9 protein-coding genes are annotated in these 14,026 nt (G+C 31.2%); 1 reads left to right on the forward strand and 8 read right to left on the reverse strand.

What is annotated here, in order from left to right; translation table 11 throughout:
- Positions 1–68 precede the first annotated feature (68 nt).
- The 5 genes from FF125_RS08565 to clpB form a co-directional block, all read right to left on the reverse strand.
- Positions 69–2,441, reverse strand: coding sequence for a S9 family peptidase (locus tag FF125_RS08565; protein ID WP_138949376.1), 2,373 nt, complete (start codon positions 2,439–2,441; stop codon positions 69–71).
- Between the two features lie 69 nt (positions 2,442–2,510).
- The gene (locus FF125_RS08570) at positions 2,511–3,713 is read right to left on the reverse strand and encodes a glycoside hydrolase family protein (protein ID WP_138949377.1); all 1,203 of its coding nucleotides are present in this window, start codon (positions 3,711–3,713) and stop codon (positions 2,511–2,513) included.
- A gap of 98 nt (positions 3,714–3,811) precedes the next feature.
- On the reverse strand, positions 3,812–5,863 hold the full coding sequence (locus tag FF125_RS08575) for a vWA domain-containing protein (protein WP_138949378.1): 2,052 nt from the start codon (positions 5,861–5,863) through the stop codon (positions 3,812–3,814).
- 120 nt (positions 5,864–5,983) lie between these two features.
- Positions 5,984–7,630: a MutS-related protein gene (locus tag FF125_RS08580; protein WP_138949379.1), complete on the reverse strand. Its 1,647-nt coding sequence runs from the start codon at positions 7,628–7,630 to the stop codon at positions 5,984–5,986.
- Between the two features lie 84 nt (positions 7,631–7,714).
- On the reverse strand, positions 7,715–10,303 hold the full coding sequence (gene clpB / locus FF125_RS08585; RefSeq protein WP_138949380.1) for an ATP-dependent chaperone ClpB: 2,589 nt from the start codon (positions 10,301–10,303) through the stop codon (positions 7,715–7,717).
- 210 nt (positions 10,304–10,513) lie between these two features.
- Here clpB and ytxJ point away from each other — a divergent pair, with 210 nt between their 5' ends.
- A complete protein-coding gene (gene ytxJ, locus FF125_RS08590) occupies positions 10,514–10,885 on the forward strand; it encodes a bacillithiol system redox-active protein YtxJ (protein ID WP_138949381.1) in 372 nt (123 codons plus the stop codon).
- A 13-nt stretch (positions 10,886–10,898) separates the two neighbouring features.
- On the opposite strand, the gene FF125_RS08595 is transcribed toward ytxJ, so the two are convergent.
- From FF125_RS08595 to FF125_RS22310, 3 genes are all read right to left on the reverse strand, one after another.
- Positions 10,899–12,104: a hypothetical protein gene (locus tag FF125_RS08595; protein WP_138949382.1), complete on the reverse strand. Its 1,206-nt coding sequence runs from the start codon at positions 12,102–12,104 to the stop codon at positions 10,899–10,901.
- Positions 12,105–12,278: 174 nt separating this feature from the next.
- Complete coding sequence (locus FF125_RS08600; RefSeq protein WP_138949383.1) at positions 12,279–13,259, reverse strand: OmpA family protein; 981 nt, start codon at positions 13,257–13,259, stop codon at positions 12,279–12,281.
- A 388-nt stretch (positions 13,260–13,647) separates the two neighbouring features.
- Entirely contained in the window at positions 13,648–14,025 is a 378-nt protein-coding gene (locus FF125_RS22310; RefSeq protein ID WP_175418895.1) for a DUF2752 domain-containing protein, read from the reverse strand.
- Position 14,026: the final 1 nt, after the last annotated feature.

Consider the following 14,026-nt stretch of genomic DNA (forward strand, 5'->3'; position numbering starts at 1 on the left):
TCAATTTAATAGGAGTGCCTCATAATGTTTCAATGCGAACAATTGTTTTTTAAGTATGTAGTTAAATTTTAATTATTAAGAGTTTCTTGAAATAGTTTGAAAATTCTACGGTATTCATCCCTCCAACTTGAAGCTTCTACAAATCCGTGACTTTCAACTGGAAATACTGCCATTTCCCAATTTTCTTTTTTAAGTTCAATAAGTCGTTGTGATAATTGTACAACATCTTGAAAATGAACGTTCGTATCTACCATCCCATGTAAAATAAGTAAATTTCCTTTTAATCCTTCCGCAAATTTTATAGGCGAACTTCTGTTGTAAGCAATACTATCTTCTACAGGAGTATTTAAAATAGGGGCGGTATAACCATAATTATAATTAGACCAATCTGCTACCGAACGTATTGCAGCTCCACTTTTAAATGTATCAGGGTATTTGAACATTGCCATTAAGGTTATAAAACCACCATATGATCCACCATAAATACCAATTTTATCTTTATTCACTCCTTGATTTTCTATAAGATATTTGGCTCCATCAATTTGATCATCTAAATCTTTACCGCCCATATGTCTATAAATACTGGTACGCCAATCGCTACCATAGCCTGAACTTGCTCTAAAATCAATTGCTAGTACAGTATAGCCATTATCTACTAGCATATTATGAAACATATATTCTCTAAAATAAGAAGACCACCATTGGTGTACATTTTGTAAATAACCAGCACCATGAACAAATATTACGGCAGCACCATTGTTTTTTTCGGCGGTTGGTTTTAATAGGGTAGCGGGTACATCAGTACCATCGCTACTTTTAAAACGTATAATTTCTGGTTGTTTCCAATTGTAGTCTTTAAAGTCTTGAGTTACAGATTGTGTCAATTGCGTTATTTTACCATTCATTTTATTTGGCATTACATAAAGCTCCCAAGGTGTTCTACTATTAGAATAACGAATAGCCAATTGCTTTTCATCTGGAGAAATGGTTACTTCATGACCACCTTTTAGTGTTGTAATTTGGGTCATTTTACCCGTTTTAATTGAAAGGTGGTAAAAATGCTGTTCAAATGGACTTACTTTATTAGTAATTAAATAAAATGATTTTTTGTCTTTACTTAATGTTGTTTCTAAAACTTCGTAACTACCAGAGGTTACTGGGGTAACTTTACCTGTGTTTACATTCGCAATATAGATATGAGCATATCCCGTTTTTTCAGATTTAAACCATATTCTATTAGCGTCTAACCATTCTATTCTGCCTTGTGAAAACCATCCCACTTCAGGGCCACCAATCCACGCGTCATCATGTTGTCTGTCAATTAAAGATAAGTTACCCGTTGATACATCTAGGCTCATTATCCACCTGTCTTTATTATCTTCTGAAGTAATATTAACGACAGCTTTATTGTCATCAGAAAAAACGGGCGAGCTAATAGTTACATTTCGTGGGTTTTTGTATGTTGGATTAAATACAGAATCTTTGGGCGTATAATCTTTTAAAAATATTGGCTTGTCAAAAACACCTTCAATTTTATCCGTTTTAACTTGATAAATAGTGTCTTTTAGTATGTTGTAAATCCAAGTTTCTGAAGTTGCTTGTTTGACACCAACTTTAGATCTAGTTGTAATATCTGTAGTATAACCAGAGGTTGTAACAAAATTTGGAACTACCGTATTTTTATTCTTTACTGGTGAATATAGACTATATACTACATAATTTAAATTGGGTGATATCTTTAAACCTCTCAATCTTTTGCCTTCTAAATAAATTGATCTTGGCCTTTTAACTTTAGTTAATTCTCTTCTGTATTTTGAGGCTTTTTGTACGTTTTCTCTATCTCCTAAAACTTGAAAATTTTGTAATTGCTGGTCTTTCAACCATTGATCCTGTTCTGAAAGCTTTTTATCTTCTTTTGGTTTTTTACCAGTATTAAAATTGGTTATTTGAGTAGTGGTTCCTTCTGCAATATTCCATTTAAAAAAGTTTGAATTACTTTGAAATATAATATCATTTTCGTCTCCAGAAAACAAGGGGTTGGTTTCATATGCTAAGGTATTCGTAACCTGTGTAACTTTGAAATTTTTAGTGTTTAGTAAATAAATGTCTCCCTTTTTTTCAAAGACTTTCCAAAGGTTATCACGATTATAAATACCATTACTAGTTTGGGTATGTAATTCTTCTGTGCTTAATTTTTTAATAGCCTTCGTATTAATAGCTACTTTGTACCGAGATGAGATGGTGTCAGCTTCAGGATTCCAGCTAAAATAGATAGATTGGCTATCGTCTGACCAACTGATGCGTTCAGGTAAGTGTCCTACAAAAGCATCACCTTTCATTATTTGATCTAAAGATAATGTTGATTCATTTTTTACTTGACTAATACCGGATAAACCTGAAAACAAACAGGTTAATAAAAGTAATTTATTTAAAAAATTCATTATAAAAAAAAGATTGATTTGATTCCAAAGGTAAGTTTTAATTTTCTAGTTGTTCATGAAACTTAATTACTATTCAATGTTTTCTAATGGAATATGTACATTAAATGAAGCTCCATCTTGTCTTGGATTAATGTTAACTATTGAACTAGCAGCGTATAAAACTTTTGGATTCCCATCTTCATCTATCAATAATTGAGGGCGTTCGAGTCTATTTACTTTTATAGTGTCATTAGAATTTAAAATAACTTCTTTTTTCATAAAAAATGGATGTGTTGGCTTAGTCCATTTTATACCATCTATTGATTCTAGTAATGCTAATCCTGGCATTCCTTCCGTAATCAATCCGGAAAAATCTTTTACTACACTATAGAACTTTTTATGTTTAGAATGGTACCAGACATATGGATCTTCTGCAGAAGCAATTTTACCTTCGGCATCTTTAAAGTCAAAAACAAAATTCTCAGTGGTCGTAAATGGGCCATTTGGTTTATCCGAAATAGCAATACCATGAACGCCTCGCCAATGTGGATTGTAAAAATTACCTTTAAAATAAAGTAAGAATTTACCATCAGATGGTCGCTGAACAACTGACGGGTTTACAACAATTATATTGTCAGGTTTTGGTGTTGTTCCTTCTGAAGATGGGTTAATAATATTATTAGGTTTTACACGAGTACGTGGACTTAATAGCGGAGTATCGGGCCTTTTAAATTTTCCAGAAACTAAGTCATCAAAACTATCAAATTCTATGACACCAATTTTTTGATTCTGTTGAACACGATTGCGTTTGTTTAGCTTTTCTCCCTTCGAACCTTTTGGTTGTTTACCAGGATCTTTAGAGCCTACATAGTATAAATAGTATTTATTATCAAAATATTTGACGTGTGGATTGGTCACCACTTGTGCATCCCATGCCAACGAATCACCATCGAAACGTTTTCCCTTCAGTACAATTTTTTGAAATTTAAAGTTTCTATCTGGCTCATCAGAAACTGCATAAGCAATCTTTGAATGTAATACCCAGGAATCTGTGAATACAGGAATGGAATCACCACATTCCCAAGTATTATAGAGCATGTGATATTTGTTATCTTTTCCTTTAATTACAGAAGCTCCCCAAACAAATCGATCAGGATCGTTTAAAACAGAAGGTCCACTTAATATTTCACCATCCACTTGAGCATCAATTGATTTTGCCTTTATTTTCAATGTTAAACTGTTGTTTTTACTACAACTTAATAGAAGTAAACAGCAAAAAAAAAGTATTCTCATTTTAATCTGTATTTGATTATTCTCAAAAGTACCTAATTGATTAAAATAAAAAAAATCAGACCGAGTGTGATCTGATTTTAATTGTACAAATTATGTGTTTAATCTTCTAGTATTGTCATATCAACCAATCTAGTAAACTCTGACCTATAGCCAAACTTATCCTTACCTTTTGCATTTTCAGCGATTTTAATAATATCATCAAGACTTATTTCTTTGCTTATTTGTGATGCTCTTAGTTTCATACCAAACAGGGCAACTGCGGAAGCAAACCTTAAATCGTTACTTGCGTTATCAAATTCAATAGTATTATCCTTTACGACATGCACCATTTCAATACTTTTGGTACCTTTTGGTTTTTTGTATCTAAATTTGATAGTGACCAATTCATCCTTAAACTTATCTTTAGAAGTGTTATCTGAATATTTTAAATCGCCAATTTCTTTTAAAAACTTACTAGTTTTGCCTTTCGGGATAATTTCATATAAAGCTGTAACACTATGATTACTTCCTAATTCACCAGCATCTTTTTTATCATCAATAAAATCTTCATCAGCTAAAAGTCTATTTTCATAACCTATCAATCGATACGCTTCTATTTTATTTGGATTAAATTCAACTTGAATCTTAACATCTTTTGCTATGGTAAATAAAGTTCCCCCAAATTCTGTAACTAGCACACGTTTGGCTTCTTGCATTGTATCAATATAAGCATGATTTCCATTGCCTTTATCAGCTAACGTTTCTAATTTAGAGTCTTGGTAATTACCCATTCCAAAACCAAGTGCTGTTAAGAAAATACCTGATTTTCGTTTTTCTTTGATTAATTCTTCCATTGCATCATCACTTGAAGCACCTATATTGAAGTCACCGTCAGTAGCTAAAATAACTCTGTTATTACCTTTTTTCTTAAAATTTTGCTCTGCAATTTTGTATGCTAAATTAATTCCTTCACCACCCGCTGTAGAACCTCCGGCACTTAAATTTTCTAAAGCTTCAATAATTTTTGTTTTATTACTACCAGAAGTAGGTTTTAAAACCACACCTGCGGCACCGGCATAAACAACAATAGATACTTTGTCTTCATCTCTTAATTGATTGACTAATAATTTAAAAGCAGATTTCAACAAGGGTAATTTATTAGCGTTGCTCATAGACCCTGAAACATCTATTAAAAAAACCAAGTTTGAAGGTGGTATGTTTTTATTTAGTATTTCCTTACCTTGTAATCCTATTTTTAAGATTTTTGAATCTTTAGACCATGGGCTACTCGCTAATTCTGTGTTGATCGCAAAAGGATGCTCATCAACAGGTTGGGGATAATCATAATCAAAATAATTAATCATTTCTTCAATTTTAACAGCATCTGCAGGAACAGAAGAACCATTGTTCAAAAGTCTTCTAACATTGCTATATCCAGCTTTATCAACATCAATGGAAAAGGTTGAAAGTGGTGAAAATGAAACATGTTTAAATTCATTTTCTTTTATTTTTTTATAAGACTCACTTTCATAATTGTTCTGTTTTGTACTAATTATTATAGCCCCATTTGTAGCTCTATTTCCATAAATTGATGCTGCAGTATTATTCTTTAAGACACTTACATTTTTAATTTGATTCGGATTTAGTTTTTTGAATTCTTTCGAGTCCACACTTACAGGGTTTCCATCAATAATATACAGTGGTTGGTTTTTATTAGAAAGGGAAGATGTGCCTCGAATTTTTATATTATTAGTGTTTGTAATTTGAACACCAGTAATTTTTCCTTTTAAGGCTTTATCTGCAGTACCTATTGTCGATACACTGTATGATAAAGATTTACTTTTTCTTGAAATTCCATATCCAACCACTACAACTTCTTCTAAAACATTATCAGCTTCTAATACCACATCAATGACTTCATTTTTACCCACCATTTTTTGCTCACTTTTCATACCAACAAATGAATATATGAGTATATCTCCAAGATTCGCTTTTATGGAATACTTACCATCAAAGTCAGTTTGTGTTCCGTTGCTAGTTCCTTTAACGAGTACTGAAACACCTGGTAATGGTCCAGTTTCATCTGATACCTTTCCTGTGATAAGTTTTTCTTGACCAGTAGCGGTTAATGCAACAAGTGCTACAAAAACCAAAATAATTACTTTTTTCATAATAGGTTAGATTTTAAATTCGATATAAACCTACTATCATTGTTATAGTTATAAAACTCTAGATGTGTTAACGATACCTTTTAATGAGTGAAGTATTATTTTGGATGCGTAAAGAAGAAATTAATTAAAACTTTCTTTCTCCGTTTTTCTGGCATCAGCAATTATTTCTGGCGGATAATCATATAGTTCTAAAACCTTAATGGCGTTTCTTGTTTTTAATTTTCCACTTTTTAATTTATGGTCAAACAAGAGTTCTTCATTTTCAATTTGTTCACTAAAATGATATAATTCGTAATTTTCTTTTTTTAATAATTCAGTTAGTTCAATATCGTGTGTCGAAACTAAAACAATATGATTTTTTTGATTTAGATAGGCTAAAATGGCTTTTCCCCCTGAAATTCGCTCAACAGTATTGGTGCCTTTAAAAATCTCATCCAATACAAAAAGGCAAGGCTCTGCTGCTTTTGAAGCTTTTAATAACGCTTTTATAGTGAGTACTTCTTGCAGATAATAGCTTGTGTTTTCCTGTAAATCGTCCGTAATTCTAATGGAACTGTGTACTTTTAAAAATGGTGCGGTAAAGGTTTTTGCAAAGCAAATATTTAGTGTTTGTGCTAAAATACTATTGACAGCAATGGTTCTAATAAATGTTGTTTTTCCTGACATATTTGAACCAGTCAACAACATGCTTTTATCAATTAGATTTAAATTGTTTACAACACAATTTTCAATTAAAGGATGGTAAATTTCCTGAGTTTCAATTTGTTTTTTATCCGTAAAGTTAGGCCTACATGTTAATTCTTTCCCGGCCTTTAAAGAAGCAATGGAAATAGCGGCATCAATTTCTCCAATAAATAAATAGAGTTGTTCAATGCTTTTTTGCTCTTTAGAGATGGTGTCAATAAAGCTAAAAAACACAATTTGCTCTATATTAAATTGAATTTTTATTAATTCTGTCACTAACCAGAAAAAGGCAGCAAATTCTCCTCCTATATGTTTCTCGAAACCTATAAATTTAGTTTTATAACGGATGGAATCTAATTTTTTAACAAAATCAACATTCTTAAAATGCGACTTTACTTTTTCAATCTTAATCAGTTCTTTACTTACTGTCAGGCCTTTATTCAGTTGTGTTACACCATCTAAATAATAGGTTATATTTTCTTTATTTTTATAATGAGAGACAGTGTTTATGGCAAAAATGGGAATTAATAGTAATAAAAAAAGTGGATGAACAAATACTAAGAAAATTGATGAAATAGCCGTTATGGTTAATGCATAAATCCATTTTATATTTTTAGGTTTTTCTATCGTTTTATCATTTATTAATTTTTCTAATTCATAAGATGCGTTAGAATTTAGGTTAGATAGCAGTAATTGACATTTGAGTCTTAAATCATCATCATTACTAAAAACTTGACTAAAAGCACTAAACTTTTTTAGCTTTTCAAGAGTTCCAATGGTTCTTAATTTGTAGTATAAATATTGTTGACCAATTTTTGAAGAGGTACGGTCAATAAATTGAAAAACAGCATCAATGTCTAAATCTGATTTAACCCGGTCTGATATTAAATGATAGGCATCTTTTTTGTGAAAATTATTATAGTAATATTGACCAATAGATCGAAAGTGAAATCGTGTCGATTTTGGTTTGCCCCAATTGTCAATAAAATATTTTTTGAGTTTAGCTAATCTTTTTTTTCTGTTGTAATTACTTACCAAATAAATAACAATTAGTATAAAAAGTGTCGCTAAAATCCAGTTCATTGTGGTTTTGTTAGTTATGGAAAATAAAAAATCAGGTCAGTTATGACCTGATTTTTTAAGATTAAGGTTTAAAGTTTCTCGAAATTATTTATTTCTAAAAACCAATTCGTCATCAAAAGCATCGAGAAGTATGGAGCTATTATCAACTACTTTACCCGCTAAAATTTCTTTAGATAATTCGTTTAACACTTTACGTTGTATCACCCTTTTTATTGGTCTTGCACCAAATTGTGGATCAAATCCTTGGCGTGAAAGACTTTCAACAGCTTCATCTGTGGTGCTTAATGCAATTCCCTTATCAGCTAACATTTTTATTAAACCATTCAATTGTAATTTTACAATTTGAGTAACTTCAGCTTTGTTTAAAGGCGTAAACATCACTATTTCATCAATCCTATTGATAAATTCAGGTCGAATTGTTTTACGTAAAAGGCCTAATACATCTACTTTTGTAGCTTCAGTTACCTGTTCGCGTTTATTCATGTCAAACTCTTTAAAATTCTCTTGTATAATGTCAGAACCCATGTTTGAGGTCATAATTATTATAGAGTTTTTAAAATCAGCTACACGACCTTTGTTATCAGTAAGTCGTCCTTCATCTAATACCTGTAATAAGATATTAAAGGTATCAGGGTGTGCTTTTTCAATCTCATCCAACAGAATAACTGAATAAGGTTTACGTCTAACAGCTTCAGTCAATTGTCCACCTTCTTCATATCCAACATATCCCGGAGGTGCTCCAACCAATCGGCTTACCGCATGACGCTCTTGATATTCACTCATATCTATTCTAGTCATGGCACTTTCATCGTTAAATAAATATTCTGCCAACGCTTTTGCTAATTCTGTTTTACCAACCCCTGTGGTTCCTAAAAACAAGAAACTACCCACTGGTCTTTTGCTATCTTGTAATCCGGCTTTTGAACGTCTTACCGCATCAGCTACCGCTTCAATAGCCTCATTTTGACCAATTACACGGTGGTGCAATTCATCTTCTAAGTGTAGCAATTTTTCACGTTCGCTTTGTAGCATTTTCTGAACTGGAATACCCGTCCATTTTGCAACAACTTCTGCAATATCTTCAGCCGTAACTTCCTCTTTTATTAAAGCGTTATCTTGATTACTCAATACATCTTTTTGAAGTACCGCTAACTTTTCTTCTTCTTCTTTTATTTTACCATAACGAATCTCTGCAACTTTACCATAGTCACCATTACGCTCTGCCTTATCGGCCTCAGTTTTATAATCATCAATTGCTTTTTTAGCAGCCTGAATTTGATCTACAACTTCTTTTTCGCTTTTCCATTTTGCATAGATACCTTCACGATCTTCTTTTAAATTAGCAACTTCTTCTTTTAAGCTTTTCAGTTTTTTCTCGTCCTTTTCACGTTTTATGGCTTCAATTTCAATTTCTAATTGCATTATTTTACGATCTAATGCATCTAACTCTTCAGGTTTAGAATTGATTTCCATACGTAATTTTGCCGCAGCCTCATCCATTAAATCAATCGCTTTATCTGGTAAAAATCGATCTGTGATATACCGTTGCGAAAGTTCAACTGCAGCAATAATAGCATCATCTTTAATTTGTACTTTATGATGCGTTTCATATTTATCTTTAATACCACGTAAAATTGAAATAGCACTTTCAGTATCAGGTTCATTAACCACTACTTTTTGGAAACGACGTTCTAACGCTTTGTCTTTTTCAAAATGTTTTTGGTATTCATCTAAAGTGGTTGCTCCAATGGCACGTAATTCACCTCTTGCCAATGCAGGTTTTAAAATGTTTGCAGCATCCATTGCTCCTTGTCCACCACCAGCACCAACTAGCGTATGAATTTCATCTATAAACAATACAATTTGTCCATCAGCACCAATTACTTCTTTTACAACTGATTTTAATCTTTCTTCAAATTCACCTTTATATTTTGCACCCGCAATAAGGGCACCCATATCTAAGGAATAAATAATTTTATCTGCTAGGTTTTCAGGTACATCACCTTTTACAATTCGATGAGCTAAACCTTCTGCAATGGCTGTTTTACCTACGCCAGGTTCACCAATTAATATTGGATTATTTTTTGTTCTTCGCGATAAGATTTGTAGAATTCTACGAATTTCTTCATCACGACCAATAACAGGATCTAACTTCCCATCACTAGCCAATTGATTTAGGTTTTTACCATATTTACTTAAAGCGTTATAAGTATCTTCAGCACCTTGACTTGTTACTTTACTACCTTTACGGAGTTCGGCAATAGCCGCTTTTAAATCCTTCTCTGTTACTCCATTATCTTTAAATAATTGAGTAGTGTCACCCTTAGATTTTGTTATGGCTAATAAAATATGTTCAATTGAGATATACTCATCTGACATTTTCTTCGCAATATTTGCGGCATCAGAAAGCATTGTTCCCGCAACTCTTGAAAGCATTAATTCGCCTCCAGAAACTTTGGGGAAACTAGCAATTATATTATCTAATGTTTGTTTGAAAATATCAACATTTACGCCTAACTTATTAAGCAAAAAAGGTATTACATTCTCATCAACCTCAAAAATACCTTTTAAGATATGTGCATTCTCTATTTGTTGATGTCCTAAGCCTTGTGCAATTTGCTGAGCTTGTTGCACTGCTTCCTGCGATTTTATTGTATAATTATTTAGATTCATCTTTCTTTTTTATTACAGCAGATGCAATTAGTGTTCCATTCGTAACAAAAATTAGTTAAGCGACAAAATGGCTGCAAGGCCCTTGTTTTAGAGACAAAATGTCATTTTTTAATGAATTTATGAAAATATTGAGAGTCATTTAGGCACAACGTTTTTTGTCAGAAATAAAATAGCTAAATTTGAAACTGAAATTGAAAACGAAATGTTAACATGGGAATATTAAAAAGTTTGTTTGGTAGTTCTGAGGCTTCAAAACCCAAAAATAATTTGAATTGGATTGCTTTAAATTCAATAGAACAACTGGATGAAATCGAGCAAAAGTCGAACTCAAAATATCAAGCTATATTTAAACACAGCACGAGATGTGGAATTAGTAGTGGTGTACTTCGTCAGTTTGAGCGTCAAGAGGATACTGGAGAGGTAGATTTTTACTTACTGGATTTGTTAAGTTTTCGGCAAATTTCAGAAGAAATTACATCAAAATTTGGAGTGATGCACCAATCACCACAATTAATAGTATTAAAAGATGGAGCCGTCGTTGCACATGGTTCGCATTACGATATTATGAGTGTAAAAATTTAGATATTTTTTTACCCTAATTGAACTTATAGGCCTTTACTATATTTTTTATTTTGAGTTTAAGGTCTTCACCTGAATCATAAATCATTTGTTCACTTGTTGGAAAAGGAACTGCCTTTTGTGAAGAGAAACCTAAGTATTCAGAATCTAAAGATCTTTTATCTCCACTGTAATTACCATATATATGTTCAAAAACAAACCCTGAAGTTATAGGGTACGCGTTAATTAATTGATTTGTTTGTAGATCAAAATAACTTACTTTGGCTGTTATATTTGCCTCTTTATGCTGTGTTAGTTTATTAAAAACACTTTTAACTTTTATAAATTTATCTTCCTTTAAATCGTTACCAAGACTATCTTTAGTTACATTGCCGTTGGTGTCTAAGACATATTTCCAACCATCCTTAATTTGCTTTTCTTTGATAATCTGTTTTTCATTTATGGCTTCGGGACTAATGTTTATGCTTACAAACTCTAATACCATCTCATAATTATAATTAATATTTTTTTGAGGGTTCGTATGATATGTTGTCCATAAATCATTTAAACCATAAGTATTAAAATTTAACAATTCATTTTCTAAATCTTCAGGAATTATCTTGTCACTTGCATTGTATGATTTCACCTTCACGTAATCTATCCCTTTTACATAAACATCTTCAATTCTTTGCTTTGTGTCTTTATAACCTGGGCTTAATTCTTCTAAATAGGTAAAGTCATTATATGCTTTTCTATAGTCATATTTTGTACTGGCTGATTTAGCTAAACCAGAGGCATTTGAATAGAGATAAGATGCTAGTTTTTCTTTAGAAGTTAATATTTTATTGGTGTAATCACTAAATGAAAATTTTGCTTTTCTACCTTCTTCAGACAAGTATAATGGAAGTAACGGATTTATTCTTTCTTGAATAGACTCCAATTCTAAATATCTATTATAAACTTTTTCATAATTAGCTTCATTCCCTTCTTTCAATAAAAAATTAATTTCTTTATTTTCTCTTTTTGTATTCTTAGCAAAGGCATCTTCAAGCATTGTAATATACTTCTGATTTCCTTTTTTAGTTTTGTTCGCAGATAATTTAGCGATTGACGCATTAATTGCACTGTAATAATTTCCACTATTTAAAGCTTCTTGTGTTCTTTTAGTACCGCTACAAGACACTAAACCTATAGTTAATAGTAATAATATTAGCGATTTATATTTTTTAATTACGAAATTCATAATGGTTAGTTAAACTTTAATAATGGTTCGAATAAATAACGGTTAGTTTTTTGAAATATTGCAATTCTGTATTACACTCAATTTTATAATTTAGTAGGTTTAGATAAAAAACAAAACTCCTGAAATAGTTAATATTTCAGGAGTTTTAAAATGTTTTAAGTTTAACGTAAAATATTATCTAATTATGAGTTCTACCCTTCGTGCAAACTCAAATGAAGATTTGACTTTGTCAGCATCTTTACCTCTGAATTCTAAATTTATTCTACCAGCTGAGATACCTAATTCCGAAAGTTTTTCAAAAATAACTTGTGCTCTTTTTTCTGAAAGAGCGTTATCATAATCAACAGTTGTATTATCCGTATTAGAGGCATAACCAATTAAAGTTACTTCTTTTTCAGGATATGCCTTTAAGTAATTAACTATTTTGCTTATTGCATTTAAACCAGTTGCTTTTATTTCTGATTCGTTATTGTCGAAAAATACGTATTCATTTTGGCTATAATTACTATCCGTTTCTTTGGTAATATAATTATTGATAACCGGTTTTTCAATGATAGTTTTAGTGCTGTCAATTATTATTGGGTCCATATTCTTAACTGACCAATCAATATGATCCTTTTTCCCTAGAGTATATGAAACACCTAAATTGATACCGAAAGAATTGGTAGTATAAAGCTCACTTTCTTGTAAATCGTTAATACCTGTAACCACATTTAAAGATGCTTTTAGAGCCAATTTATTATTAATTTTATACAAATTATCAATACTGGTCATTAAATGAAAGTTGCTATTTTCTCTAAATATTTTAGGGTTGTGTATTTTATGTAAATAGGTATAATCTCCACCTACTCCCAATAATATCGTATAGACCTTGGTAAACTCCTCAAAATTTAATACCCTGCCTACATTTATTATACCTTGAATATTGGCTGAATAATAGTTTTCTATATTGTCAGTGTATGTAGCGGATACTCGAACTCCAAATTTATTATTAAGCATATATCGACCACCGACATTGTAATTTGCAAAAGCGAATGAGGCCACATCTTGTATCTGTGTGATGCCTATGGAGGGCTCAATTGTTATTCTGGAATATTCTTGCGAATAAATTAGGGATGTCAACATTAAAAATGTTGTTAAAATGGCATTTTTCATAAGGGGAAATATTAGTTTATATTAATAAATTATTTTTTGTAGTATATATTCTATGAGGAAATATATAATACAGTTATATACTATTAGACATCATGGATTACTCACATGAATGAAATAGTATGTGTTAGGTTTAGGTAGTTGTTAATAGAACACTTTAAGAGCCCTAATTCCTACCTGTTTTATTAAATTTTTTTTAAATAAAGAGAAATTAAATCAGAGAGGCGTTTAACGTATTAACGATCAGTTGTTTGTGTATTTTAATTGTTTTATTACATTTATGATAAATTACTATGAAGTAGTTATTCTTGTGAGAAGCTTAAGATCGAAAATAAAAATAGCTAGTACAGCTAATTTTTTATCTATAATTGTTATTAAAGAAAGAGTTCACCTAATTTATTGGTGCCAATAATGAAAAGGGATAAGTATTTATATTTCTTAAAATCCAAAAAAGTATAAATAATGCTAAAACTAAAAACCATATCTTTTTATTGCTAAAGATGCTTTTAGCACTTGTTTTAAAAAAATGGTTGCTCATTTGTATTCCGTAATGGTATATCAAGGCGATTATACCTAACAGTAACATTATATTATTCCGCAGTGCTTCTAAGAAATTACCATCTAACAAACTGTGAAAAGCACGCTGACTTCCACAACCAGGACAGTAAATGCCAGTGGTATTGTAGAGGGGGCATTTAAGTAGAAAATTGAATTGATTTGGAGTATTACTAAAATAAAATAATGCTACTACCAATAGAAGTAATAGCATT

Source organism: Aureibaculum algae, assembly GCF_006065315.1.
Taxonomy (GTDB): Bacteria; Bacteroidota; Bacteroidia; order Flavobacteriales; family Flavobacteriaceae; genus Aureibaculum; species Aureibaculum algae.